Annotated in this window: 27 protein-coding genes, 1 tRNA gene and 1 pseudogene; 16 read left to right on the top strand and 13 right to left on the bottom strand. The window is 67.6% G+C overall.

Going from position 1 to position 25,425, the window contains the following annotated elements:
* Both ON43_RS26220 and ON43_RS26215 read right to left on the bottom strand, forming a co-directional pair.
* On the bottom strand, window positions 1-963 hold a 963-nt coding region (locus ON43_RS26220), incomplete at its 3' end, for an endonuclease/exonuclease/phosphatase family protein (protein WP_063712626.1).
* A gap of 67 nt (window positions 964-1,030) precedes the next feature.
* Window positions 1,031-3,631 carry a helix-turn-helix transcriptional regulator gene (locus tag ON43_RS26215; RefSeq protein WP_086008017.1) on the bottom strand — a complete coding sequence of 867 codons (2,601 nt, stop codon included), beginning with the start codon at window positions 3,629-3,631 and terminating at the stop codon, window positions 1,031-1,033.
* 93 nt (window positions 3,632-3,724) lie between these two features.
* Between ON43_RS26215 and ON43_RS26210 the strand changes: the two genes are divergently transcribed.
* On the top strand, window positions 3,725-3,955 hold the full coding sequence (locus ON43_RS26210; protein WP_040811626.1) for an EamA family transporter: 231 nt from the start codon (window positions 3,725-3,727) through the stop codon (window positions 3,953-3,955).
* Between the two features lie 5 nt (window positions 3,956-3,960).
* On the opposite strand, the gene ON43_RS26205 is transcribed toward ON43_RS26210, so the two are convergent.
* Complete coding sequence (locus ON43_RS26205) at window positions 3,961-4,362, bottom strand: hypothetical protein (RefSeq protein WP_040811624.1); 402 nt, start codon at window positions 4,360-4,362, stop codon at window positions 3,961-3,963.
* A gap of 275 nt (window positions 4,363-4,637) precedes the next feature.
* On the opposite strand from ON43_RS26205, the gene ON43_RS26200 reads away from it, so the two are divergent.
* Together ON43_RS26200 and ON43_RS26195 are read left to right on the top strand one after the other, a co-directional pair.
* Window positions 4,638-5,402 carry a PP2C family protein-serine/threonine phosphatase gene (locus ON43_RS26200; RefSeq protein ID WP_245568751.1) on the top strand — a complete coding sequence of 255 codons (765 nt, stop codon included), beginning with the start codon at window positions 4,638-4,640 and terminating at the stop codon, window positions 5,400-5,402.
* 79 nt (window positions 5,403-5,481) lie between these two features.
* Window positions 5,482-5,555 (top strand) — tRNA-Met (locus tag ON43_RS26195).
* A gap of 71 nt (window positions 5,556-5,626) precedes the next feature.
* On the opposite strand, the gene ON43_RS26190 is transcribed toward ON43_RS26195, so the two are convergent.
* The 3 genes from ON43_RS26190 to ON43_RS26180 all read right to left on the bottom strand — a co-directional run bounded on the left by ON43_RS26190 (window position 5,627) and on the right by ON43_RS26180 (window position 8,783).
* Window positions 5,627-7,057 (bottom strand): short-chain fatty acid transporter, encoded by a 1,431-nt coding sequence (locus ON43_RS26190; protein ID WP_040811622.1) that lies wholly within the window; start codon window positions 7,055-7,057, stop codon window positions 5,627-5,629.
* A 72-nt stretch (window positions 7,058-7,129) separates the two neighbouring features.
* Complete coding sequence (locus ON43_RS26185) at window positions 7,130-8,155, bottom strand: pyridoxal-phosphate dependent enzyme (RefSeq protein WP_083913730.1); 1,026 nt, start codon at window positions 8,153-8,155, stop codon at window positions 7,130-7,132.
* Window positions 8,136-8,783 (bottom strand): carboxymuconolactone decarboxylase family protein, encoded by a 648-nt coding sequence (locus tag ON43_RS26180; protein ID WP_157514199.1) that lies wholly within the window; start codon window positions 8,781-8,783, stop codon window positions 8,136-8,138. Before ON43_RS26180 ends, ON43_RS26185 begins: the two co-directional genes overlap by 20 nt.
* Window positions 8,784-8,855: 72 nt before the next feature.
* On the opposite strand from ON43_RS26180, the gene ON43_RS26175 reads away from it, so the two are divergent.
* From ON43_RS26175 to ON43_RS26165, 3 genes are all read left to right on the top strand, one after another.
* Entirely contained in the window at window positions 8,856-11,828 is a 2,973-nt protein-coding gene (locus ON43_RS26175) for an AfsR/SARP family transcriptional regulator (RefSeq protein WP_051179232.1), read from the top strand.
* A 142-nt stretch (window positions 11,829-11,970) separates the two neighbouring features.
* Entirely contained in the window at window positions 11,971-12,318 is a 348-nt protein-coding gene (locus tag ON43_RS26170; protein WP_040811618.1) for a DoxX family protein, read from the top strand.
* A 39-nt stretch (window positions 12,319-12,357) separates the two neighbouring features.
* On the top strand, window positions 12,358-13,461 hold the full coding sequence (locus tag ON43_RS26165; RefSeq protein WP_040811616.1) for an FAD-dependent monooxygenase: 1,104 nt from the start codon (window positions 12,358-12,360) through the stop codon (window positions 13,459-13,461).
* 172 nt (window positions 13,462-13,633) lie between these two features.
* Here the strand turns inward: ON43_RS26165 and ON43_RS26160 are convergent, their stop codons facing one another.
* The gene (locus ON43_RS26160; protein ID WP_040811614.1) at window positions 13,634-14,062 is read right to left on the bottom strand and encodes a DoxX family protein; all 429 of its coding nucleotides are present in this window, start codon (window positions 14,060-14,062) and stop codon (window positions 13,634-13,636) included.
* A gap of 183 nt (window positions 14,063-14,245) precedes the next feature.
* Between ON43_RS26160 and ON43_RS26155 the strand changes: the two genes are divergently transcribed.
* A complete protein-coding gene (locus tag ON43_RS26155; protein ID WP_157514198.1) occupies window positions 14,246-14,887 on the top strand; it encodes a hypothetical protein in 642 nt (213 codons plus the stop codon).
* A gap of 27 nt (window positions 14,888-14,914) precedes the next feature.
* Here the strand turns inward: ON43_RS26155 and ON43_RS47210 are convergent.
* Window positions 14,915-15,178, bottom strand: a pseudogene (locus ON43_RS47210) (DUF6301 family protein); the annotation flags it as partial.
* Here ON43_RS47210 and ON43_RS26150 point away from each other — a divergent pair.
* From ON43_RS26150 to ON43_RS26135, 4 genes are all read left to right on the top strand, one after another.
* Window positions 15,111-15,449 carry an ArsR/SmtB family transcription factor gene (locus ON43_RS26150; RefSeq protein ID WP_040811609.1) on the top strand — a complete coding sequence of 113 codons (339 nt, stop codon included), beginning with the start codon at window positions 15,111-15,113 and terminating at the stop codon, window positions 15,447-15,449. The pseudogene ON43_RS47210 and the gene ON43_RS26150 sit on opposite strands and share 68 nt — an antisense overlap.
* Window position 15,450: 1 nt before the next feature.
* A complete protein-coding gene (locus ON43_RS26145) occupies window positions 15,451-16,155 on the top strand; it encodes a dihydrofolate reductase family protein (RefSeq protein WP_040811607.1) in 705 nt (234 codons plus the stop codon).
* Window positions 16,156-16,164: 9 nt separating this feature from the next.
* On the top strand, window positions 16,165-16,701 hold the full coding sequence (locus tag ON43_RS26140; RefSeq protein ID WP_083913729.1) for an SRPBCC domain-containing protein: 537 nt from the start codon (window positions 16,165-16,167) through the stop codon (window positions 16,699-16,701).
* Window positions 16,702-16,766: 65 nt separating this feature from the next.
* The gene (locus ON43_RS26135; protein WP_040811691.1) at window positions 16,767-17,912 is read left to right on the top strand and encodes an epoxide hydrolase family protein; all 1,146 of its coding nucleotides are present in this window, start codon (window positions 16,767-16,769) and stop codon (window positions 17,910-17,912) included.
* Window positions 17,913-17,998: 86 nt separating this feature from the next.
* Here ON43_RS26135 and ON43_RS26130 read toward each other — a convergent pair whose 3' ends face one another.
* A complete protein-coding gene (locus tag ON43_RS26130) occupies window positions 17,999-19,225 on the bottom strand; it encodes an MFS transporter (RefSeq protein WP_083913728.1) in 1,227 nt (408 codons plus the stop codon).
* A gap of 133 nt (window positions 19,226-19,358) precedes the next feature.
* Here ON43_RS26130 and ON43_RS26125 point away from each other — a divergent pair, with 133 nt between their 5' ends.
* From ON43_RS26125 to ON43_RS26115, 3 genes are all read left to right on the top strand, one after another.
* The gene (locus ON43_RS26125) at window positions 19,359-19,610 is read left to right on the top strand and encodes a hypothetical protein (RefSeq protein ID WP_040811606.1); all 252 of its coding nucleotides are present in this window, start codon (window positions 19,359-19,361) and stop codon (window positions 19,608-19,610) included.
* 101 nt (window positions 19,611-19,711) lie between these two features.
* On the top strand, window positions 19,712-20,479 hold the full coding sequence (locus ON43_RS26120; RefSeq protein ID WP_245568750.1) for a response regulator: 768 nt from the start codon (window positions 19,712-19,714) through the stop codon (window positions 20,477-20,479).
* A complete protein-coding gene (locus ON43_RS26115) occupies window positions 20,476-21,570 on the top strand; it encodes a sensor histidine kinase (RefSeq protein WP_040811604.1) in 1,095 nt (364 codons plus the stop codon). Before ON43_RS26120 ends, ON43_RS26115 begins: the two co-directional genes overlap by 4 nt.
* Window positions 21,571-21,676: 106 nt before the next feature.
* Here the strand turns inward: ON43_RS26115 and ON43_RS26110 are convergent, their stop codons facing one another.
* From ON43_RS26110 to ON43_RS26095, 4 genes are all read right to left on the bottom strand, one after another.
* Window positions 21,677-22,336: an MspA family porin gene (locus ON43_RS26110; RefSeq protein ID WP_040811602.1), complete on the bottom strand. Its 660-nt coding sequence runs from the start codon at window positions 22,334-22,336 to the stop codon at window positions 21,677-21,679.
* Window positions 22,337-22,400: 64 nt separating this feature from the next.
* Entirely contained in the window at window positions 22,401-23,069 is a 669-nt protein-coding gene (locus ON43_RS26105; RefSeq protein ID WP_040811600.1) for an MspA family porin, read from the bottom strand.
* A gap of 168 nt (window positions 23,070-23,237) precedes the next feature.
* On the bottom strand, window positions 23,238-23,570 hold the full coding sequence (locus ON43_RS26100; RefSeq protein WP_040811597.1) for a hypothetical protein: 333 nt from the start codon (window positions 23,568-23,570) through the stop codon (window positions 23,238-23,240).
* Window positions 23,571-23,693: 123 nt separating this feature from the next.
* Complete coding sequence (locus ON43_RS26095; protein ID WP_157514197.1) at window positions 23,694-23,966, bottom strand: hypothetical protein; 273 nt, start codon at window positions 23,964-23,966, stop codon at window positions 23,694-23,696.
* A 305-nt stretch (window positions 23,967-24,271) separates the two neighbouring features.
* Here ON43_RS26095 and ON43_RS26085 point away from each other — a divergent pair, with 305 nt between their 5' ends.
* Window positions 24,272-25,153, top strand: coding sequence for a helix-turn-helix domain-containing protein (locus ON43_RS26085; protein ID WP_040811591.1), 882 nt, complete (start codon window positions 24,272-24,274; stop codon window positions 25,151-25,153).
* Window positions 25,150-25,347 (top strand): DUF397 domain-containing protein, encoded by a 198-nt coding sequence (locus ON43_RS43925; protein WP_083913727.1) that lies wholly within the window; start codon window positions 25,150-25,152, stop codon window positions 25,345-25,347. The genes ON43_RS26085 and ON43_RS43925 overlap by 4 nt, the downstream gene beginning before the upstream one ends.
* The last annotated feature ends 78 nt before the right edge of the window (window positions 25,348-25,425 follow it).

Below are 25,425 nucleotides of genomic sequence, written 5' to 3'. Positions count from 1 at the left end.
GTGGATCGAGTGCAGTTCGGTGGCGTGGCCGCCTGCGACGAGCACCCGGTCGATGCCGATTGCCGGGCCGACGGGGCGGTTGGTGGGCCAGGTCGGGAGTGCGCCGACGCCGAGGAGTTCGGCGGAGTCGGCGTAGCGGCCGCGCAACAGATTTCGGTAGGGGGCGTGGTCCCAGGTGGAGTTGAAGTCGCCGCCGACCACGACCTGACCGGTCTGCTCGTTCAGCAGTTCGCCGATGCGCGAGAGTTCGTGCGCCCAGACGCCGGTGTGCACCAGCGGCGGGATCGGGTGCAGGGCGAAGACCGTGATCGGGCCGCGTTGCGGGTGAATCATGGTGGCGCGCAGATTGTTCAGCCAGAAGCCCTCGAACTTCACGCCGTTCTCGATCGGATACTTGCTGAAGATGCCGGTGCCCTGGCCGCCGCCCGAAGGCGCGGTGAACCGGTACGGCAGCAGTTCCGCGAGGCCGGCCGCGTCGAGCCGGTCCAGCAGGCCGGGGGTGAGTTCCTCGATGGTCAGCACTTCGGCGGCATTCTCGCGGGCCGTGCGGACCAGGGCGTCGGCATCACCGTGGCCGAGTTCCAGATTCGACTGCATCACCACGAGATCCGTGCCCGGCGGCGCGCTGCCGTCCGGCCACAGCATGGGCGCCTGGGTCCAGATCGCGAGCGCCGACACCGCCACGGCCAGGCCCGCGCTCACCCACCGGCGGCCCAGACCGAACAGCACCACCGCGATGAGCGCGCCCACCATGAAGTACGACGCGAACGATGCCGCCAGCACCACCGGCTCCCGCACCCAGGTGTTGTAGTGCAGCCCCACGCCGACCGCGCCCGCGATCAGGAACAGCCATGCCACCACCGCGAGCAGCAGTCGCCCGACGCGGCCCTTGTTCCATCGTCTCGCCGGGCGCTCCGGGACCTGCTCGCCGACCGGTTGCTCGCGCGTGAACTCGTAGACCATGTCTGATTCCTCCCCGTTCCGCCGACCACCCTATGCGAGGCCGCGGCCAGGCTCGGCCACCCGGCGGTCAGCGGGGTGGTGCCAGGACGCGGGCGAGTTCGGCGCGGCCGGAGACGCCCAGCTTGTAATAGGCCGCGTGCAGGTGGTTCTCAACGGTCCTTATCGAGACGACCAGGGTGTCGGCGATGGCCCGGTTACTCGCGCCCTGTGCGGCGAGGCGGGCGATTTCCAGTTCGCGCGAGGTGAGATCGGGGGCGGTCAGGCGCGCGAGAGCCGGAGTTGTCGCGCCCTCGCAGGCCTCGGCCAGGACCTGGGCGCGGGCCGAGGCGGATCGGGCGGAGGCGGCGCGGCCCGCCGCGTCGAAGGCCTGGGCGGCCTGGGCCGCGGCATCGGCGGCGTGCAGCAGGAAACCGAGTTGTTCGAATCGATCGGCGACCGCCGCGAGCGCCGGACCGTCGGCCTTCGCGGCGGCGACGGCGTGTTCGGCCGCGGCGCTGACCAATTCGCCTTGGCAGGTGGCGGCGAGCTCGGCGAGCCGTCCGGCAATCGCTTCCGCGCTGCCCAATCGCACCGCATCGTGCAGGGCGATGGCTTCCTGGCTCGCGGCCCCGCCCATTCGCATTCGCTCGGCATTGGCCACGGCCGACTCGGCCGCGCGGGTCAGCTCGCCACGGGCGGCTGCGACCCAGGGCCGGACCAGATCGATGATGAATCCCATTGCGACGTCAGGCGGTTTGGACTCGGCGCGGGCGAGCGCACGTTCCGCGGTCTCCACGTCCCCGGCCAGGGCCGCGGCGTGCGCCAGTTCCGCGCAGCACTGCGTGTGGTACTCGATGAGCAGCGACTCGCCCGTCATCGCGGTGGACAGCAGCCGGGCGGCGGTCCGCACCCGGCCGCGCTGGCGCTCCAACATCCCTCGCGCGCAGTCGGTTTCGGAGTCGGTCACTGCCCAATTTCGGTCCGGTGTCTCGAGCTCCGACAGCATTTCCACCGCGGCCTCGGCGCGGCCGAGATCACCTGCATAGGAGGCGCTGAACTGTTTGATCCCGCGCAGCGCTTGCGGATACACCGGGACCGCGTCCTGCCACTGCGCGCGGGTGGCGAGGGCGTCGTCGACGGCGTCCAGCGCATCGAGGGGCCGCCCGAGGAAGGCAAGCGTCCAGGCCCGCTGCCCGAGTCCCTGTGCCCGCATAGGGGCACTGGTGGATTCGGCGAGGAGGGTGTCGGCCAGATTCAGGGCTTTGTCGAAATTCCCCACGCCGAAATGCAGTGCGGAACCCCAGAACATGAGCTCGTGCCGGTCCTCGGGCGCGGTCGGCAGCATCTCGGCCGATTCCAGGAGCTGGATGGCCTCGTCCGTACGGCCCTGCGAGACAAAGATATTCAGACGAGTGGTGATCATCAGGGTGCGCGTATGTTCGTCGCAGGGCTGGTCCCATACCTCCTCCAGTAGGGCTTCGGCCTCGGTGACCTTGCCGCCGTATCCGAGCACCGGGGCGAGGAGGACGGCGGCTTCGGGTCCCGCGCCCGCCTGGATCGCTGCCCGGCCGAAGCGTTCGGCGAGTGGATAGCTGTGCGACGCCCATGCCATGCGGAGGGCCGTCAGCAACGGTCCCGGCTCGGCGGACAATCCGCCTTCCAAACGCCACAGCGCCAGTCGCAGCACGTCCTGACGGTGTTGCGGCTCTTTGCTTTCCGCAATTCCGTTCGGTAGTTCGGGTAGCGTCTCGCATAACTGCCGGTATCGCCGCATCGCCCGCAGCCGGGGCATGGCGGCACGCACCACCTCCCCGTACAGCGGGTGCGCGAGTCGTATCAAGGTGCCGGACAGGCCGTCTCGCTCGGTCTCCACATCGATGCCGATGAGCCCACGCTGCTCGATGTCCTCGATTGCCTCGTGCCCAACAATATTCAGCAATCCGCTCAGCCTCACCGGTTCCCCGAGCGCCACCAGCTCCAGCACTTCGCCCTGCGCGGGCGGCAATTCGCCGATGCGCGTCGAGATGAGTTCACGCAGCTGCCCCGACATCGGCACCGCACCCCGCCACTGCCAGGTGCCGTCCTGCTCGGACAATGTCCCCCGCCGAAGCCCCTCGCCGACCAATTCCCTGAGATACAGCACATTCCCCTCGGCGAGCGCGAGCAGCCGTTCCGTGCTGTCATCGGCGATCGGCCCGCCCAGCACCCGCGTCAGCAGGCCCGCGGCATCGTCATCGGGCAACGGCGTCAGCTCGATTCGCGTAGCCGTCCCCTCCCTCCACAGTGACGTGATCTCCTCCGGGCACGCCTCGCCCGACCGCACCGTCACCACCAGCCGCAACCCACCCTCGGCCAGCTGCTGGGTCAGCGCCGCCGACGCCGAATCGAGCAGGTGAGCATCGTCGACGACGAGCATGTCGGCCGCCACCCGCACCGCCTCCCCGGCCCACCCCAGCAGATTCTCGGTCGGCGCTTCGCCGGGCAACAGCGGCCCGAATGCCCCCAACGGCAACGCTTTCGCCGCCTCATTGGCCCGAATCCGCACAGCGCCCGGCGCGGCCTCGGCCGCCAAGCGACTCTTGCCGACCCCCGCCCCGCCCGCCACCACGACACTGCCGCCGCCCGCGAGAATCTCACGAATCCGCGCCAGCTCCGTCCCCCGCCCGGCAAAGGGCCACACGCCTGACATGGGTGGATTCTAGGGACTCCGCCGATCAGCGGCAGCCGATCTGAGTGGGCTGCCACTCATGTGACCAGCAGTTCCCGCCCGCACGATTCGATAATGACCTCCCTGGTACTGGCCGCCGCCTGCGCGCTCGCCTACGGTGCCTCCGACTTCCTGGGCGGACTCCGCACCGGCGGCCTGCTCAGCATGGTCGCGGTGATCTCCTCGCTCTATCCGGCGAGCACCCTGCTACTGGCGAGATATGTTCTCGGAGAGCGAATGAGCGGGCGCCAGCTCACGGGAGTGGCGCTCGCTCTGGGGGCGATCGGTTTGATCGCGGCGACCTGACCTAGTCAGTCGACGACGCAGCCGTTGGCGGTGCTGGTGCCGTGGCCGACGGCGAAGGTTTTGCGGACGGGGTCGAAGAAGCCGTCGGTGGCGGCGAGGTGGTGGGTGCCCGGGGAGGTGGGGGTCCAGAGGGCGGTGGCGGTGCTGTTGGCGAGTTCGACTGTGGGCGGGTTGAATACGGCGCCGAGGTCGTCGGTGAGGGTGACCGTTGTGAGGGATGTGCCGGTGATGGTGACGGTGTAGGGGCAGTTGGTGCCGAAGCCGGTGCCGGAGGGTCCGGCGGCGACGGTGAAATCGTCGATCCAGGCGTGGGCGTCGGAGGCACCGAGGGCCAGAGCGAAGGCCGCGAGGGTGGCGATCCAGGCCGAAATCGCATTGCGGGCAACGGATCTGCGAATCGGGAACATGGTGGGGACTCCTGGGCTCGAGAGCGTCGTGGGCGCGTCGTGTGCAGCAAGGGATCTCAGTATCTGGACGTGGGGGAGCGGCGGGATGAGTGGTCGCCCACTCGAGTCGGGCCCGGTGATCTCGGACTCCGCTCGGGGGCCGTCGTAATACAACCGGTGCCGACTCCACAGCAAGCCCTCAGGCAATTCGGGAGTGCAACTCGGCTTCGGGCCGTTGAATCGGTAGTACTGATAGGCAGCACCCCCGTGAGGCCGAGTCCCAGGAGGTTGGGCCCATGCACACCGAGGCCATCGAGATCGGAACCGTCGAGCCTGACGCCATGGAGCGGGAGGTGCGGCTGGGGCGGGTCGCGGGGTCGGGCGTGAGCCGGCCGGGGGCGCGAGAGATCAATGCCGACGCGTTCGCCACCTTCACCGATCCCCGGCTGGGGCGCACCGCATTCGTCGTCGCCGACGGCGTCGGAGATCACCTGGCCGCCGCGCGGGCCGCCCGCCTGGTCGCGCGGGTCGCGGCCCGGGTCGCCGCCCGCCAGGGCGCACACGCGGGAATCGTTGCGGCGCAAGCGGAATTGCTGCGCCAACTACCGGAATCCAGCGCCGACAGCGTCCTTGCCGTAGCCGTCCTCCCCGCCGCCGGTCACCCCGACGCCCCCTGCGATATCGCCTGGGTCGGCGACTGCCGCGTCTACCGCTGGAACGGCCGCGTCCTGCACCGCATCACCACCGATCACACTGTCGCCGAATACTTCCGGTCCCGCGGCCACGACCCCCTCCCCGGCATGTCCCACCTGGTCACCACCTCCGCCCGCACCGCCCGCCCCGAGGACATCGGCCACGCGGCCACCGGCTCGAGCACCGGCCGCCTCCTCCTCTGCACCGACGGCGTCGGCAAGCGCCTCGCCATGCCCGTCATCAAATCGATTCTGGCCGAGGACACTTCGCCCGAGAATGCCGCCGAATCGCTGGTCGACACCGCCCTCGCCACCGGCGGCACCGACAACACCACCGCCCTGGTCATCGACGCCCGCCCGCTCCCCTGACCATCCCGCGTCGAAAAACCGTCCCCCACCAGCCGATTAGGTGCCACCCCCACAACTATGTAAGGTAGTAATCACCCAACGCGGGGTGGAGCAGCTCGGTAGCTCGCTGGGCTCATAACCCAGAGGTCGCAGGTTCAAATCCTGTCCCCGCTACTACAGAGGGCGGTCCTGAAATTCAGGACCGCCCTCTTTCTTTGTCGAGGTTTTCGGCTGTGGATTTCCGTTCAGGGCAGGATTGGCGGGGCGTAATCGAACGTCGCGCCCAGCAGCCGGACCAGGAGCAGGACCACCGGCAGGTGGATCATGAACTGTAGGAAGGTGAATCCGACGAGGTCTCGCGCTCGCAGTCGGAGGACAGCCAGTAGCGGCACCATGAAGAACGGGTTGATGAGGTTGGGGAGTGCTTCGGCCGCGTTGTAGATCTGTACTGTCCAGCCGAGATTCATTCCGACATCGGTGGACGACTGCATGACGAATGGGGCTTCGACGAGCCATTTCCCGCCGCCCGACGGGATGAAGATGCCCAGTACCACCGTGTAGAGGGCGATGACGACGGCGAAGTTTCCGCCGCCGCCGATGTGGGTGAAGACCGCGGCCAGATGTTCGGAAAGCGTATGGCCGCCACGGCCTTTCGCTTTGGAGAGGATGGCGGCTATCGCGGCGTAGAGCGGGTACTGGACGAGGATTCCGGCCGTGACGGGTACGGCGAGGGACGCGGCCTGCAGGAACTTTCGAGGCGTCCCGTGCAAGGCCAGGCCGAGGGTCAGGGATACGAGTAGATAGCAGTTGAGGCTGCTGACGACCGTGAGCACCGGTTTGCTGCTCAGTTGGGAGACCAGCCAGCCCGCTGTCATGAGGAGGACCAGGATCGGCAGAATGCGGCTGTATTCGAGCCATTCGCCCGGATGGGAGCGGGGCGCGATTTCGGCCGGTTCGTCGTTCAGGTCGATGCGCAATTCCTGTGCTGTCTCGATCGCCGCCCCCTTGGGCGCGGAGAAGTACGCGATCGTCACGGTGAGCGCCACGATGACGGCGCACATGAACAGCGACTGCCAGGTGAAGATCGTGCGCCCGAAGTCGAGCACGCCGGTGATCTTCAGCAGCGCGGGCGGCAACGAGGTGGCCGTGGCCTGCAACTGCGCGGCCGAGGACGAAATGCCCAGTGCCCAAACCGAACCGATTCCCATGAACGCCGCGGCCCCGAGCGCGCGGTAGTCGACGCGCAGGTCGGCCCGGCGCGCGATGGCCCGGGCCAGCAGGCCGCCGAAGACCAGGCTCAGTGCCCAGTTCAACAGGGAAACCGACATCGATAGCAGCGCAACGAAACTCACGGCTCCGGCCGGGGTGCGCGGTACGGCGGCCAGTCGGTCGATGAGCCGGGTGACCGGTGGCGAGGTGGCGACGACGTATCCGGTCAGCACCACCATGGCCATCTGCAGCGTGAACGCCGTCAGGTCCCAGAAGCCGTCACCGAACGCGTCGACGACGGCCTTCGGCGAGGAGCCATTGGCCAGGGCCGCGGCGGCCACGAGGATCAGTCCCGCGAGGGCGACGACATAGGCGTCCGGAAACCATTTCTCCGTCCACCGGGCGAGGGCCTGCGCCACGCGCGCAAGCCCTCTCTCGGAGTTGGTCTCTAGTGCTGGAGTCGCCATCCAGGTGTTCCTTTGTCTCAACACACTTCGGGCGATCACTATGACACCCCTGCCGCGCAGGGGCCTGCTGGGCTAGACGAGGTCGGCGGGGTCGGTGTTCGCCCCGCACAGCACGACTCCGATTCGTTCCCCGGGTTCAGGTCGGTAGGCACCGGCGAGCAGAGCGGCCAGCGCGGTGGCCGAACCGTGCTCGACCGCGAGGCGATGGCGCCGCCACAGCTGCAGGCGCGCGTCGATGATCGCGGCGTCGTCCACCACGACCGAGCAGGTGTCGGCGGCCTTGGCCCAGGCCAGCGCGGAGGGTGAGATCTTGGGTGCGCCGAGGGAATCGGAGGCGATGGAATCGATCTCGACCTCCCGGACGCTGTCCGCGGCGAGGGCGGCATGCAGCGCCTGGCTGCCCTGCGGCTCCGCCCCGACCACCCGGATGCTCAATTTCTCGGCGACGGCGGCGATTCCGGAGAACATGCCACCGGCGCCGACCGCACAGACCACGGTATCCAGGTCCGGTCGCGCGGCGGCGAGCTCCAGCAGGATGGTGCCGGCCCCGGCGGAAGTCAATACGTCGTCGTAGACGAAGGCGTCGATGGCGCCGGTGTCATCGCGGAATCGCCGTGCCGCGTGCTGGGCTTCGGCTTTCGTCGCGCCCGTCACGCGCACCTCGGCGCCCAGCTCACGCAACCGTTGCACCTTGGCGGGGGACACCGCACGGCTCAGGAACATGGTGGCGGGCACACCGAATCGCCGGGCGGCCCACGCGAATCCGATGGCGGCGTTGCCCTCGGTGGCCGAGACGATGCCCGCGCGGGGCATGCGGCCCGTCTCCAGCAGCGCGGCCACCAGGTTCACCGCGCCCCGGGCCTTGAAAGAGCCGCTGTGCTGCAGGAATTCGAGGGCGAGACTGATCCCGCCGGTCGGTGCGAGATCGGCGTCGGCATCGATCACGGTGAGGGGGCGGGTAATTCCCGCTATGCACCGGGCGGCCGCCGTGACATCGTCGAATGCCGGGGTCAACGAACCCACCACCCCGAACTCCTCCTCACGTTCCGCCGCGATATCGGCGGGTCGGGTGAGGATATCAGCGCTCGAATTCGGCATCTTCGCGCTCGGTCTCGGCATCTTCGCGCCGCTCGGTGCCGGTGTCCTCGCTCCGCTCAGCGTCGGTGTCCTCGCTCCGCTCGGTGTGCCGCACCAGCGGCCAGTCGATCGGCACCCGCCCGGCCAGTGACAGGTAGGAGTCGAACACCGCGAGCGCGATCTCGGCCACGACATCGACGAATTCGGCATCCGACAGCGCGGCGCGAGCCGCGGCCACCTCCTCGTCGGTGACCGCGCCACGACGGCGGACCAGTGCCGTCGCCCAGGCCAGAATCTGCGCCTGCTTCGGATCCGTCGCCGAGCCGGACCGTGCGTCGGCCATCGCCCGCTCGCTCAATCCGCCGACCCGCGCGGCGAGGAAGCTGTGCGCCGACAGCACGTAATCGCAGCCGTGTTCCTGCGCCAGTAGCAGACCCAGGCGGGTTCGGGTGTCGGAGTCCAGAGTGCTTTCCGTGCACAGGGAATCGGCGAGGGCGAGATGGCCGCGCATAGCCGCCGGACTGTTCGCCAGCACCTTGGCGATGTTCGGAGTGATGCCGAACAGGCGCTGAGCGGTGTCGAACAGGGTTCGTGTCACGCCGGTGGCGGCCTCCGGCTCGATCAGCGGCAGCGGGGGTAGCTCGGTCATGGGGGCCAGCATGATGGTGGGCGTTGATACTTTTGCGATGCGCCCGCGATGGGTGTTGTATGTGACACGACAATGGATCTACGTTTTTCGATTCTCGGGCCGGTCGAGATCAGCATCGGCGGTCAGGTCGCGACCCTCGCGCCGCGGCACCGCGGGGTACTCGCCTACCTGCTGCTCAATGCCGAGCGCGTCTGCACGATCGACCGACTCATCGAGGCGGTCTGGGGGCTCGACGAGCCCGATACCTCGCGGGCCCAGATCCACGCCTCGCTCACCGCGATCCGGCGGGTGCTGCGTGCGGCCGATGCCGCGCAGACGATCGAGACCCGCGCGGCCGGTTACGTCGCGCATCCGGCATCGGTTCGGTTCGATCTCACCGACTTCAACGCTCACGTCGCCGCCGCCGAACACGCGGCAGAGCCCCTCGACGCCGTCGCGGAACTGCGTGCGGGGCTGGCACTCTGGCGCGGTGACGCGCTGGGCGATCTGACCGCCGCTTACGTCGCGGCCGCCCGCGTCCGGCTGCACGAGCAGCGGCTCACCGCGATCGAGCGGCTGATGGACCTGGAACTGTCGCTGGGCCGGCACCGGCAGCTGCTGGATGAGCTCATCGCCCTGGTCGCCGAGAATCCGTTGCGGGAGCGGCTCACCGGCTACTTGGTGCTGGCGTTGTATCGCGCCGGACGGCAGAGCGACGCGCTGGCCAGTGCCCGCGCGCTGCGCACCGCGCTCGTCGAAGAGCACGGGCTGGATCCGGGCTCGGCGTTCGTCGAGCTGGAACAGGCTGTGTTGCGGGGCGATCCGGAGCTGCTGCTTCCCGCGGAGCAGTCACGGCCGCACCTGCCGTCGAACCCGGTTCAGGCGGAGCCAGCTCGACCGACGAGCGTGTCCCAGCCACCGGGCGAGGACCGGACACCGGGCGACCCACCTCCGCATGCACCATCGGCCAGCGCGAACTTCCTGCCCTACGACATTCCCGACTTCGCCGGCCGCACAGCCGAATTGGATCGACTCGACATTCCCGATCAGCGGGGATCGGGCGGCATTGTCGCCATCGACGGCATGGCCGGAGTGGGCAAGACCGCATTGGCCGTCCACGCCGCGCATCGCCTCGCCGAGCGCTACCCGGACGGACAGCTGTTCGTCGATCTGCAGGCCTACGCGGCCGACCGCGCTTCCGTCGCCCCGGCCGCGGCGCTGGAAATCCTATTGCGCCAGTTGGGAATCCCGGCCGATCGCATCCCGATCGGCGAGGGCGACCGCAGCGCGCTGTGGCGCAGCGAGCTGGCCGGACGCCGGATCGTCGCGGTCCTCGACAATGCCGCCGACGCCGACCATGTCCGCCCGCTGCTGCCCGCCGGCACCGACAGCCTGATCCTGATCACCAGCCGCCGGAGAATGATCGATCTCGATGGCGTGCAAGCGGTGTCGATCCCGATATTGCCGGCCCGCGACGCCATCGGGCTATTCGAACGGATCGTCGGCGACCGCGCCACCGCCGAGCCGGTGGCGGCGCTGGATGTGTTGCAGCTGTGCGGATTCCTGCCGCTGGCGGTGCGGATCGCGGCGGCGCGGTTGCTGCATCGCCCGCAGTGGACGGTGGGCTATCTGGCGGGTCGGCTGCGCGACGAGCGGCGGCGGCTGGCCGAGCTGGCCACCGCCGAACGCGGTGTGGCGGCGGCCTTTTCGCTGTCCTACGGGCAGCTCGCCCCGGCGCATCAGCGTTTGTTCCGGCTGCTCGGCCTGCATCCCGGCCGCGATATCGACCCCGCCGCCGCGGCCGCGCTCGCCGATCTTCCACACGCCGACGACGCCGAACTGCTGCTCGAGGAGCTGCTGGATGTGCACGTCGTCGGACAGCACGAACCGGGCCGCTACCTGCTGCACGATCTGCTGCGCGCGCACGCGACCGCGATCGTGGCGGTCGACGAATCCGAGACCGCACGGCAGGCCGCACTGTCGCGGCTGTTCGACCACTATCTGCACACGGCACGGTCCGCGGTGGATCTGCTGTTCCCGCACAGCGCGACCGACCGCCATTCCCTGCCCGCCGCGACGGGTCCGGTCAGCGGTGTCGAGGATCCGGTCGCCGCGGTGGAATGGTTGCATGCCGAGCGAGCCAATCTCATGGCGGTGATCGTCCATGCGGCCGACCACGATCGGCCCGAATTCGTGCGCGATGCGGCCGTGACGCTACGGCCGTACCTGGACGGGTATTTCCACCACACCGACGCGGCCCGGCTGCATGCGGTCGCGCTGGTGGCCGGGCGTCGGCTGGATGATCGTTCCGGTGAGGCGCGGGCGCTGGCCGACCTCGGCTGGACGGCCTGGCGGCGAGGCGAATACGCCGATGCGACAAAGTATTCGGAGCATGCGTTGTCGGTGGCCCGGGCGAACAGGGACCGGTTCGAGGAGGCACGCGCGCTCAACACCCTCGGCAATGTCCGTTGGCGGCAACGTGATCCCGACACTGCTCGCGAATACTTCCACGAAGCGCTGTGGATAACGCGGGAGATCGGCAACCGCGGTGGCGAGGCACACGTTCTGGGGAATCTCGCGTTGGTCCTCGGCGAGGACCGCCATACCGAGGCCCGCGAACATCTCGACCGTGCGCTGGATTTGCACCGCCAGGTCGGCAACGCGCGCGGCGAGGCGCTGGTGCTGAACAAGCTCGGCACCCTGGACCGCTGGTGTGGACGGCCGGAGCAGGCCCGTGAACACCACAGCCGAGCGCTCGAGCTGTATCGCTCACTCGGTACCCATGGTGACGAGGCAGCCGCTTGGAATGGCCTGGGGCACACCGCTTTTGCCGCTGGCGATGCAGCTCAGGCGATCGCCGAACATGCCACCGCACTCGAACTCGCCGTGCAGACAGGGAATCTGCCCGAGGAAGCCGACGCCCATGAGGGGCTGGCCCGCGCGCACCGCCTGTGCGGGCAGTCGGAGCAGGCGCGCGAGCACGCCGACCTGGCGTTGAAGCAGTTCGAGGCACTCGGCCTTCCGGTGGCCGAAGGTCTGCGGGAATTGCTGGCCGAACTGTCCTAGCCGGACAACTGCACGACGTATCGGCGATGCGCTCGCGTCCGCGAATCGATAGCGAACGCATCGGCGAAGTATCAACTTGCCGCGGGAAGCTCTGATGGCCCAAGCAAGAAGAGGCCATCATGTCGAACACCGAGGAGTCAAAGTGAATACCGCCTACATCATCGTCACCATCGTCGCCGCCGCCTGGGTCGGGTTCTCGGCGTTCTCGCTCTTGCGGCGAGCGAAGTTCGTGACCGATCCGCTGGTGGATTACGGTGTGCCGGAGAGCTGGTGGACCGTGCTCGGCACGCTCAAGGCCTTGGGCGCGCTCGGATTGATCGTCGGCCTGTTCATCCCGCTGATCGGTGTCGCCGCAGCTATCGGACTGATCCTGTACTTCGCGGGTGCCGTGATCACCATTCTGCGGGCGCGCTCGTTCAAGACGGTTGCCTTCCCCTTGCTGTATCTCATCCCGGTCGCCGTAGCGTTGGGCTTGGGCGCCGCGGCCTGAGCGCCCCGTGCCGGATGTCGTTGAAATGAAAGGAACGCCATGCCCAAGGCGGTCATAGTCGGAGGCGGTATCGGTGGTCTCGCGACGGCCATCGCGTTCACACGGCGGGGCTGGGAGGTCGAGGTGTTGGAGCGCTCGACCCGAATCGCGGAGGTCGGCGCCGGAATATCGCTGTGGCCCAACGCGCTTCGCGCCCTGGATGCGCTCGGTCTCGGCGAAACCGTGCGCGGCCTCGCTCGGGAGGAGGGCTCGGCCGGGATCCGGGACAGTAAGGGACGCTGGCTGTCCCGGACCGACACCGAGGCGGTCCGCGAGCGCTACGGCAGTCCGGTCATGCTGCATCGCGCCGACCTCCTCGACATCCTGCGCTCCGCTGTACCGGAAAACGCTGTGCGCACGGGCATTTCGGCGACGTCAGCGCAGACCGACGGCACCGTCGTGCACTCGGCGGGAACCTCCGCCGGGGATGTGGTCGTGGGCGCGGACGGCATCCGCAGCGTGGTTCGGGCCGCGGTCTGCGGCGCGATCGAACCCCGCTACAGCGGATACACCGCCTGGCGAGTGGTCGTAACTCCCCGCGAGCCGGTCACTGACATGGGCGAAAGCTGGGGTAGGGGAGAACGTTTCGGCTACACCCCTCTCCCGGACGGCCGGGTCTACTGCTTCGCCACGGCAGACATGGCCGCAGGAACCCAGGGCGGTGGCCTGACCGAACTGCGCACCCGCTTCGGCTCCTGGCACGACCCCATCCCCGCCCTGCTGGCCGCCGCCGACGAAACAGCGATCCTGAAGCACGACCTCTACGACCTCCTACCCTTGAAAACCTATGTAGCAGGCCGAATCGCGCTGATCGGTGATGCCGCTCACGCCATGACGCCCAACCTCGGCCAAGGCGCCTGCCAGGCATTGGAGGATGCGGTTGTCCTGGCGCACGTAGCCACCCGCGACGGCGACCTGACCCGCTACGACACCCAACGCAGACCTCGCACCCAAATGGTGGCCAAACGCTCCCGCCTCATCGGTGCCGTCGGCCAACTCTCTTCCCCCGCAGCCGTCCTGGCGCGCAACACGCTGGTCCGCTTGACCCCACCGTCAGCGCAACTCAAATCCCTCGCCCCGGTTCTCGACTGGGAATGCTGCTGACCCGCAAGGTCTTCCGTGGCTCGAGGCCCCGACCAGCACGGCTGGTCGGGGCCTCGCTCCTTCCCCACGACCGCGATGGGACAGCCCGACCAACCCGACCGGACCGTCCCCGTAACGCACAACGCGGCTACCGGCGGCTGGGTGCCGCCGGTAGCCGGGCGTTATGTGCGGGTCATCGCTTGATCAGCGCGCCCAGTGCGGTGAGCGAGGCCCGGCGCTCGTAGGCGATCCAGGCGAAGATCGCGGCGAGTGCCAGCGGGAACGGGGCCAGCTCCGGGGTGTGGGCCAGGAAGACGTTGTAGCCGGCGGCCAGGACGGTGACGATGGCCAGGCCGGTCGCGGCGGCCGAGGTGAGGCGGGGCACCATGAGGCCGATGCCGCCCGAGACCTCGGCGAGGCCGATGAAGACCAACAGCGCCAACGGGATCGTGGCCGCGGTGTGGTTGTTGTCGATCAGGGTCTGCGGCATGACGAGCTTCGGTCCGCCGGAGGCGATGATGAAGAACAGGCCGAGCACGATCTGCAGGGTCCACAGGACGCGGTTGCGGATCTTGCCGGGGTGGACAGCGGTGGTGGTCTGGGTGGCGGTGATGGCGGTCATTTCTGGTCCTTCTGGGTCGTAGCGCCGGGTTGGTAGCGCGTTCACCGGTAAGGACGGGGGCAGCTCGAAAAACTCATCGCCCCGATCGAAAAAATCTTCATCGCGAGGTACGGGCGCTGCGGCCCTAGGGTGGCTCCTGGGCCTGAGATGGTAGGTGCCATCGAGATCGATGAGGAGCCGATAGTGTCGGACACGTTCGTTGTTGCTGCTCGAATTCCCATGGAGCGGGCGGAATTCGAGCAGTGGTTGCAGACCCCGACACCGGGCCTCGAGGTCATCGAGAATCACGGTGCGATGTATGACGGTTGGTTCTGGGACGGGAAGACGCCCGACTGGCACCTTGCCGAGCAAGGGCTGACACCAAGGGAGTACTTCGCCGATTGTTTCGGCGAGGACACCGGTGGACTGACCTACGTGCTGCGCTACCGCGAGGCTGCGCTCGAGGCATACCTAATGCACTTCGGATTCTGCGAGTCCAACATCCACACCGCGCTGCTGATGCTCGCCGCAGCAGGTCGACACAGCTCGAAGCCTTCCCCCAGCACGGTGCTGTTCTGGGCCGAAACCAGCGGCTCGATGTTCGCACCCGATTCCAACGCCTGGCTCTCAACCCTCTCGGTCGGCATCCACGGCGCGCGCTTCGCCCCCACCCTCGACCTCACCACGACAGTCGCCGACCTCCGGCCCGCCGAGTCAACCTACTTCGACCTGCTCGCCCAGCTGGCCGAGGCCGAGGAATCGCCCGCCGCCGAGTCCAATTCGCCTTTCACCGCAATCGCCCGCAATCCCCGATACGTAGATCCCGCCATCCTCGCCGATCACTGAACGTGCCGAGGTGTCCTGTTCGTCTTTGATGAACGCCTGTCCATCGGGCCGATCATGAGCGAGGTCGGTCGTGAAGCTCGCACCGGACGGGCGTCGCGAGTCGATGGTCCATCCCGCTGCACCACAGAAGCGGTCGAGGTCCTCCGCCAACCACGACCAGTCGAAACCCGCTGCCAGATTGCACCTGTTGACGAATCCCGACACCGCCACAATACTTAGGTTTGTGCCTAAGTATCGAGCTGAACTCGATGCGGTGCTCCGCGCTCTCGCGGATCCGACGCGCCGAGCCATCGTCGAACGGTTGGCGAAGTCACCGGCCGTCGTATCCGAACTGGCGGCACCGTTCTCGATGGCGTTGCCGTCATTGATGCAGCATCTGCGCGTCCTCGAGAACGCCGGCCTGGTGACCTCGCACAAACTCGGACGCGTTCGCACCGTGAGCCTGCGCCCGGGCGCGCTCGATGTCCTGCACCTGTGGCTCGGTGAGTTACGAACCCCCGCGGAACATCAGGCCGACCGGCTCGGGATCCACCTGACCCGCACCGCTTCGAAGGAGACCTGAAATGACCCGCGTTCGCGCCACCTTGTTCGTCTCGCTGGACGGCTTCGCCTCGGCGACCGACAACTCCCCCGATAACCCGATGGGCGAGGAGTTCGGTCGCCTCGCAGCGGGCCACATCGCGACCCGCACGTTCCGCGAGCGCGTGTTCGGCGACACCGGCGGCACCGGCACAACCGGCGTCGACGACCGCTACACCGCCGCGTTCTTCGAGGGAGTCGGAGCCGAGATCATGGGCGCGGGCATGTTCGGGCTGCACGCGTTCCCCGGCGACCCGGACTGGAAGGGCTGGTGGGGTGCCAAGCCGCCGTTCGGCACACCGGTTTACGTCCTCACCAACACACTGCGACGCCACGATTCGTCAGTGCAGGCCCCGCCGGGCGGATACGGGTACCGCGAGGTCGCGCGGCCGTCGATCCCGATGGAGGGCGGCACGACGTTCCACTTCCGCAGCGGCGCAATCGAAGACGTACTCGCCGAGGCGACTGCTGCCGCGGGTGGCCGGGACGTGCGCATCGGCGGTGGCGTCAGCACCGCGCGTGCCTTCCTGCGCGCCGGCCTCGTCGACGACTTGCACCTCATGGTCGCGCCGATCGTCCTCGGCCGGGGAACCGCGCTGTGGGACGATCTGGGCGGTCTCGACCTCACCCACAAGGTGACGTCGGAAGTGGGCGAGAGCGGCACGACCCACGTCACGTTCACCCGTTAGGACTCGCACATGACGACCGAACGCAGACTCGCCCGCGCCGAGTTCAGCTTGACTCGCGGCTACCCGGTTCCCGTTGAGCGCGTCTGGGGCGCGTTCGCCGAGGAACAACAGAAGCTGGCCTGGTGGGGTGCCGGCGATGCCGCGGAGTCCGGTGAGTGGGCCTTCGACTTCCGCGTCGGCGGCCGCGATATCGCCGAGTGGAAGTTCCACGACGGCCCGGTGTCGCGGTACGTGGCCACCTACACCGACATCGTCGAGCACATCCGCATCGTCACGACGTACGACATGTGGATCGAAGGGGCTCACATGTCAACGTCGGTGGCCTCTTTGGAATTCGAGCCGAGCGCGGAGGGCACTCGGTTCACCCACACCGAGCACGGCGTCTTCTTCGACCAGTTCTGGGCCGACGGGCCCAACCGCGAGCAAGGCACCCGAGGTCTGCTCGACAATTTAGGCAACTACCTTCGGATTGGCGACGTTGTCCACCAGGCTGTGGCTTTCACCTACGAGGACGGGCTTGGAATTTCCGGGCGCGATCACTCGTAGGAGTGATCCCCGATTCGCTCCTGTCGGCGATGTGTGAGATGGCCGAACCCACCAGCATCGACGGCATGAAAAGTTCTCTGTCGGTACCGATCTCGCGCCCTTTCACCATCTCCGTCACCGACGCCGAGCTCGCTGACCTGCACGACCGGCTCGCTCGCACCCGCCTGCCGCAACCGGCTCCGGTCGACGACTGGGATGTGGGCACCCCGAACTCCTACCTGCGCGAGGCGCTCGAAGCCTGGCGCGCCTTCGACTGGCGTGCCGCCGAGGCGCGGATCAACGCCGTGCCGCACTTCACCACCGAGATCGACGGCCAGACTTTTCATTTCATCCACGTCCGCTCCGCCCACCCCGACGCCACCCCTCTGCTGCTCGCGCACACCTACCCCGGCTCGTCGGTCGACTACCTCGACCTGATCGAGCGTCTCGTCGACCCGGTCGCACACGGCGGGCGCGCGCAGGACGCGTTCGATGTCGTCATCCCGGACGCGCCGGGTTACGGCTTCTCACAACCGCTCGCCGAGGCAGGCTGGACGACTGCCCGAGTGGCTGCGGCGTACGACCGCCTGATGCGTGGCCTGGGCTACGACAGCTACGGAATCCACGGCTCGGACAACGGCGCGATGGTCGCCCGGGAGCTGGGGCTGCTGAACCCGGACGGATTCCTCGGACTGCACGTTCTGCAGCTGTTCTCGTTCCCGTCCGATGACCCGGCCGAATTCGAGCGCCTGGAGCCCGCGGACCACGCCGGTCTCGCGCACATGCAGTGGTTCCAGTCGGTCGGCGGCTACAACACGATGAACGCGTCACGCCCGCAGACCGTGGCAGCCGGTCTCAGCGACTCACCGATCGGGCTGCTCGCCTATAGCGAGCTGTTCAACAACTTCGGCAACGGCACCTCCCTCGTGCCGCTGGAGAAGATCCTGCTCGAGGTGACCGTGAACTGGTTTGCCAACGCGGCGTCCGGGATGAGCCGCAGCTATCTGGAAAACGCGCGTGCGCAGGCCCAACCGCGTACGAGCAACGCCCGCACCGGCGTCGCGGTGTTCAAGGACGACTTCCAGACGATCAGGGTCTTCGCCGAACGCGACAACACGAACATCGTGCACTGGAGCCGTTTCGAGGAGGGCGGCCACTTCGCGGCCCTGGAACGCCCGGATCTCCTGGCGGGCGACATCCGCGCCTTCTTCGCCGACCTCGAAGACCACTGACCCCTCGACACCGGATCTCCGCGCCGCCCCGAGACCAGCTCGGAGCGACCGCGGAGTCGGCGTGGTCCCCAAACACACGATTGATATCAGCGAACTGGAGGTTTCGGGTCCGACTGGACGGATCGGTCCCGGGTGGGCGTGCGTGGGAGGGTGAGGGCGACGGTTGTGGTGGCGAGGATGCCGCAGGTGCCGGCGAGGATGAAGGTGGTGGGGGCGTTGGTGGCGTCCAGGAGGGCGCCGCCTGCGAGATAGGAGAGGGCGGCGGCTATGCCTATGGCGCCGTAGAGGTTTGCGAATACTCGGCCTAGTAGGGCGTCGGGGACTAGACGCTGTAGGAGGGTGGTGGAGGCGACGTCCATGGCTGCGATGCCTAGGCCGCGGATCGCTTGGACGGTGAAGGCGGCGGCTACCGACCAGGCGAGGCCGGTCAGTAGGTTGCCGGCGCTGCTGATGAAGAAGCCGCCGAGTAGGAGGGCGGTCATGGACAGGCGGGTGCCGAAGCGGGTTAGCAGGCCGTAGCCGGCCAGCAGGCCGATGCCCACCGCGCCGAGGAGCAGGCCGACGGACGAATCATTGGAGTGCAGAGTCTGTTTGGCCAGGAGGACCAGGGCGACGTCGTCGACACCGTTGCAGGCGACGATCGCGCAGAATCCCAGGGAGATGAGGCGTACGGCGGGGGTGCGCCAGATATAGCCGAGGCCTGTTTTCGCCTGGGCCAGAATCGATTCGGACTTCTCGCTATCTGAGGTCGGCGGCATGGACCGCACGGCCAGCAGCACCAGCGCGGAGGCCAGGAACGAGGCGGCATCGATCAGGAGCACCCCGCGAATTCCGGCGAAAGGCAGCAGCGCCGCCGCCAGCAGGGGTCCGAACGCCTCCGCCGCATTCGACCCGAAACCTATGGCGGAGTTGGCTTTTTCGAGATCCGCGCCCTCGACCATGGCGGGTATCGCCGATCGCGAGGCGGGCATGAAGATGTGCGAGGTGATCGAGCGCGCCGCCACCAGGGCGAGCAACAGGGGCAGCGGCGGCAGCGACAGTGCGATGAGCAGGACCAGTGCGCCTTGAACCAATTCGCAGGTGATCATCACCCGTTTGCGATCGAACCGGTCGCTGACGGTCCCGGCGACCGGGCTGACCAGTGATGGCACGAAATCGACTGCCAGCAGCAATAATCCGACGGACAGCCCTTGTCCGGTGGTGTTGGCGACATGCAGCATGAGGGCGACGAGGCTCAGGGAATCGCCCGCGTACGACACGACGCGTGCGGTGAACAACGCGGCGAGCGGGCGATGAGTGCGCAACAGGTGCATGCGCCATCATGACGTAATCCGAAGGCCGCCAGCGGGATAATGCGACGCCAGTCGTGGTCCAGCGCAGCCGAGCCCCCGAAGCAGACCCGGAGGCCGCGAAGGCAGCTGGGAGTATCCGGGCCGCGAGGAAACGGTGGCCATCGCGCGGAACTACGACAACCGTCTGGTGGCCCGAACCGCTGACGGGTGCGGATGGACACTGGTCGCGCGCGGCGGCACCGCAAAACTCGACCCGCCCGTGCAGACCTGTGCCCAAGGGGATTCGGCGGTGACGCTACGGTTCTGGACTCTCGCGGCGGCGGGCGACCAGCAGCTGTCGACCATGGTCGGGACCAACCCGAAGGGTGATCCCATCATGGTCAGCGGCGAGCTCGATCGGCACTGAGCGGGCCACGAGCCCTGCGGTCGTGAAAGCAGCCGGTTGGCGGTGGGTTCCCCTCCGGTTGGCGGGTTTGCTCGCCGTCGGGGGGAACCTACCGTCGTGACGTGGAGGCGTCCGAGCGCGTTCCCGGTGACCCGGTACGGTCGTGTCCGGCCGAGCACACGGTGGGCAAATCGGGATACGACAGCGAAGCGGGTCTTTTCGTGATTCGAGTGGTGATCGTCGATGACGAGGCGTTGGTGCGCTCGGGATTCGAGCTCATCCTGGGGGCGGCGCCCGACGTCGAGGTGGTGGGTACGAGTTCCGGAGGCGGGGCCGTCGAGCTGATCGACGAGCAGCGTCCCGATGTGGTGTTGCTGGATATCCGCATGCCCGAGGTGGACGGTTTGACGGTGCTGCGTCAGCTCCGGGCGATGCCCGAACCGCCGGTGGTGGCGATGCTGACGACCTTCGACACCGACGAGTACATCGTCACCGCATTGCGTTCGGGCGCAGCGGGATTCCTGCTCAAGGACACCGAACCGGATCAGCTGGCGCAACTGGTGCGCACGCTGGCCGCCGGGGGAGTGGTGATGTCGCCGAAGGCGGCCGCGACGCTGCTGCACGCGGACAACGCGCTGGGCCGGGTGGCCGCCACCGATGCCGAGGTCGCGCGGGTCGGCGCGTTGACCGAGCGGGAGCGCGACGTGCTGGTGCTGCTGGCCGAGGGCCTGTCGAACGCGGAGATCGGCCAGCGCATCTTCCTCAGCGTCGGAACCGTCAAGGATCACGTCAGCGCGATCCTGACCAAACTGCGGGTGGCCAGCCGGGTGCAGGCCGCGTTGGTGGCGCAGCGTGCGGGATTGCTCGCCGAGCGGAAACGGAATCGATGATCTCGCGCGTGCGGCCGCCGGGCTGGGTGATCGATGTCGCGCTGGTGGTGCTCGCGGTCCTGGATGCCTGGCTCGCCAGTTCCCATCTCGAGCCCGAGGATGTGGTCATGGCCGTGATCGCCTGTGCCGCATTGCTTTTCCGGCGCAGATGGCCCCTGACGGTGTTCGTGCTGACCTTGCCGGCGGCCGCGCTCACCGATCTCGTGGTCGCGCCCGCGGTGGCCCTCTACACCGTGGCCAAGCAGTCCGAGAATCGCCGGGTGCCCGTGGCCTGCGCGATCGTGACGGCGGTGGCCGCCGCGGCGACATTCCCGTTCATGGAGCAGCTTTCGCACACCGATTCGGTGGTGGCGGCCGCGTATGTGGTGGGCTGGGCCGCGGCTCCGGTGCTGTTCGGCCAGCTGGTCCGTACCCGCGACGAACTCTCCGGGCGACTGGTCGAGATCGAGCAGGCGCGAGATCACGAGCGCCGGTTGCACGCGCAAGCGGTGCTGGCGCGCGAACGCGCGCAGATCGGGCGGGAGATGCACGATGTCGTCTCCCACCAGGTCAGTCTGATCGCGGTGCGCGCGGGGGCATTGATGTTCGCGGCGCCCGATGCCGACACCCGGGAGGCGGCGCGCACAATCCGCGGACTGAGCGTCACCACGCTGGAGGAACTGCGGCATCTGGTGACGCTGCTGCGCGCATCCGGCGGCAGCAGCACCGAACTCACCCCGCAGCCGACGCTGGCCGACCTGCGCGCGCTCATCGATACGAGCGGAATCCCGGTGGAATTGGAGGGAACCTTGCCCGCCGACATCACCGGCGCGGCTCAGCGGGCGATCTATCGGACGATCCAGGAAGCCTTGACCAATGTCCGCAAGCACGCGCCGGGCGCGACGGCCGCCATCCGTTTGTGGTCGGATGCGGAGGAGTTGGGCGTGACCATCACGAACACGCCATCCACCCGCGTTGCGCTTCCGCTCCCGGGCTCTGGCAACGGCCTGGTCGGGTTGGCCGAGCGAGCCGAACTCCTGCATGGGAAATTCGTCGGCGACCGCACGCCCGACGGCGGATTCCGCGCCGAACTGCGGTTGCCGCGCTCCTGAATTCCGGTGATCGCGGCGGGTACCCGTGCGAGGGAATGAGTTACGGATACCCGCCGCCTCCGGTGGCTGCGCTGGGCCACCGAGTCTTGTCACCGTCGGATCCGGCTCAGCCGAGGCTGAAGGGCTGACCCCACAGGGTCACAACGGAATTGACGGTGGTGGTCGAGACCTTCACTCGGACGAAGGCACGCGCCTGGGCGTAACCGGCGCAGCCCTTGACGCCGATCGTCGAGTCGGCCCAGGTGACACTGCCGCTGGTGCCATTGAACTTGTTGCGGGCCTTGTGTGATTCCTTGCCGAAGTCGTCGGCTTCTTCCTCGTCGAGCAGGTACATGGCCCTGGCTTGGCCGGGCCCGAGCGACAGGGTGCCGCCGGCCTTGCCCCCGATCTCCGGTTTCTTGCCTTCCCAGTCGGTCTTGGCGTCGACCCCGCCGTTCACGCCACCACCGTTGAGGGTGACCTGGCAGCCGACGACGTATCCCGGATAGATCTTGCCGCCGTTGGCATTCGGGCCCGACAACTCGACCTGCGCGGAGGCCGAGACCCACGCGTTGCGGTGCGCGGGAGTGGCGCCCATGGAAGGGCTGATGGTGGCGGACTCGCCGACCAGGCGGACGGTGACCACGGTGCCATCGGAGAGGGTCTGGGTGATGTCGCCGCCGGGCAGCGGGACGAGGGTGTCGGCGTGGGCGGTGGAGCACAGCCCGAAAATGGCGGTCGCCGCGAGACCGGTGGCCAGGCCTGCGACAGTGCTGCGTTTGATCATCGGTACATCCCTTATTGCGGTGAAAAAGACTGTGCGAGTGCGCGATTGGATTCCGACCGGCGTCTCAGCCGATGCTGAACGGCTGCCCGTAGAGGGTGGTCTTGGAGTACTCGTCGCCGATGATCTCGACCACGGCGTAGGAGCGGGCCTGGGCATATCCCGCGCAGCCCTGAATCTGCAGTTCGGTATCGCGGTACTGGATCGAATACGTGCCCGGTTTGGTGATGTCCTTGCCCTCGATACCCACGAAGCCGACCTGTCCCGGCCCAAGTTTGAGACCGAGCGTGCCGCCCGCGCCCACGCTGTTGAGACTGACCTTGCCCGAAATGCCGGCGGAGATCGCGTTCTCACCGACGCTGACCTGACACCCGACGATGTATCCGGCGCTGATCCGCGAAACACCGTGTGTGGAGGAGTTATTGGAGCCCGGAGTATTCTTGGGCCCGTTGTTCGGGCCGGGCGTGCCCGCCGGAGTGGCGGTGACCTCGGCGCTCACGGTTCCCGACAGCCAGGCCACCCGCCCGGCGCCATTGGCGGCCAGCGACGGTGAGATCACCGCGTGCTCATCGGTGCGGGTGATCGTCACCCCGGGCCCGACCCGCTGCCCGTCCGGCAGCGGCACGAAGGTGTCGGCCTGCGCCGCACCGCTGGAAGACAAACCCACTGCGACAGCCGCCGCGGCAGCGAGCCCGGCAGCCCGCACACCGCGGTTGCCCGCGCGAAAACTATTCATTTCTACCCTCATCAAATCCTGCGATGGTGCGGCAACAGCGCACCCGGGGACGAATCGACTCCCGTCAAAACTGTTGTCGGAGCGGTGATTCGCAGCGAGCGTAGGCACGCGTTCGAGGGCCTGGATATCCGCCGACTGGTCGAAACAATCCGTCTTTCGGCGGGATTTTCACCGGGTGATCGGTGCGGGGCGATGATCGGTCAACACCTGCTTGGCACCATTGGGCGCGACGCAGGTGACATTGACCGCGTGGGGACCCAGCCGCATCTGCGTCAGCACCAGCGTGGCCGTACCGTCCGCGGCAGTAGTACCCGACACCGACTTCCCGGTCGAGATGTCGAACAGCGTGCACGCCGAGCTGGCCTCCACACTGGACAGCCGAGCGGTGATCGTATTGTCCTTGGCCCCTTTGACAGTCACGGTCGGCGTGGCCGTCGCGGGCGCGGCGGCGACCATGGCGGCGGCCAGGCCCGCGGTGAGCGTCACGAGAATTCGTTTCATATTGACATCCCTGAAAAGCGTTGGCAGAGCGGATATTCGACCAACGTATGAATCCGGTATCGCGGCGACCATCCGCCGCCCGTCCGAAACCGGCCCGCCGAGTGGCTGGCCGCTTTCGTGTTCTCAACAGGGTTCGTGATCGTGCTGTGGGATCGGCCAGGTCCATCCGCTGTCCCGGTAGATCTGCAGCAGCTGGCGGCGGGCATTGCAGGAGGCGGGAGATGGTGCGGGGGAGTCGCCTTCGGCGCAGTTCCGATGCCGCCACAGCAGGGATTTCACGGTGATGGGGCTGAGCCGGACGGTGGCCGGGATGCGGTGGTGGGACAGGCGTGAGTACATGTCGTCACCGGGCTCGGTGGCGGCCGCGGGCTCGGTGGGTGTTGGCGGTGGGGACACGGTGAAACCGATGTCCGCCCGCGACCAACGGTGAATCGGCTGGCGCGGGCGGGATTTCGGAATAGTCGGCGGAGATCCCCCACACGATCGTGGCCAGGCAGAGCAGCACGGCGGCGAGGACGAGGACTAGCTGGAGCGCGGCGGACGTCATGGTGAAACGACATCACCGCAGGTGGGCGGCGGCCGGACCTTCGTGGAATTCCAAGGGAGAATTGCCATTTCCCCAGGTGCGTTTCCGTTCCTGGTGCCACACTGATTCCGTTCGAATCGGTCCAGCCATTCCGCGTACCCGGGGGTAACCGATCATGGCCGACGAAGACAGCACGCTGCCGCGACGACAGCTCGGGCGGTTCCTGCGCCAGTACCGTGAAGAAGTCGGCATGACGATGGCCCAGGCCGCCAAGATCGTCGAGATCGGGACGTCGACGTTGCACCGGCTGGAGAAGGGCACCGCGGACAAGGTGCGCATACGGATAATCACGCACCTGTGTGAGATCTACGAGCGTTCGGCCGACGACACCGCCGCGATGAAGCGCCTTGCCGAGCAAGCCGCCGCCAAGACCTGGTATCAGGAGTACGGAGACCCGATTCCCGGGCGATTCGACCATTACGTAGGGCTGGAAGCTGCAGCGAAACAGATGATTTCGTATCAGGAGCTGGTGCCCGGTCTGCTGCAGACCCGGGAATACGCGTGGACGATGATCCGAAACCACCTGCTGGACGCCTCCGAACGCGAGGTCGAGCGGTTCGTCGATTTGCGTCTACGGCGGCAGGCGATCGTGAACCGGAAGACAGCGCCGGTCGAATACGACGTCGTACTTCACGAATCGGCATTGCGCCGCGTAGTCGGCGGCGCAAGAATCATGGCAAAACAGTTGCGGCACTTGGCTGATGCAGGGACTCGCCCCAACCTCACGGTGCGCGTACTTCCGTTCGGTGCGGGAATACCCATGGGCCTGTTGCCCGGTCCGTTCGTCATCCTGGACTTCGGCCTGGACACCAAGGGTCGTCCTGTGGAACCGCCGGTGGTTTACCTCGAAAGTGTCCTCACCGCCGACATCTATCTCCAGAAAGACGGAGACCTACAGCGCTATCGTGCGGTATCGGCAGCACTGCACGACGCATCGTCGACTCCGGAGGACAGCCGGCTGCTGCTGAGAAAGATCGCGAAGGAGTACGAGGCGTGAACGTGAACCTAGCCGGTGCTGGATGGTTCAAGAGCAGCTACAGCCAAGGGGTGCAAGAGTGCGTGGAGGTCTGTCACGCGGCTGATCGGGTGGGGGTCCGAGACTCGAAGGATCGGGGCGGTGCGGAGCTGTGGTTTTCCGGAGAGGCGTGGGATGCCTTTTTGGTGAGTGGCGTCTGGGAACGGGCGCGGTGACCGTCGAATAGGGGCGCGACCGGTCGGTAGCGGTGTGACCGGGGATACAGTGGCTGTGGGGCAGACGGTTGAGGACGA

It is taken from the genome of Nocardia concava NBRC 100430 (assembly GCF_000308815.1).
GTDB classification, from domain to species: Bacteria; Actinomycetota; Actinomycetes; order Mycobacteriales; family Mycobacteriaceae; genus Nocardia; species Nocardia concava.
Note: the sequence above shows the minus strand (reverse complement) of the source record. Positions and strands in the feature narration are given on the sequence as shown.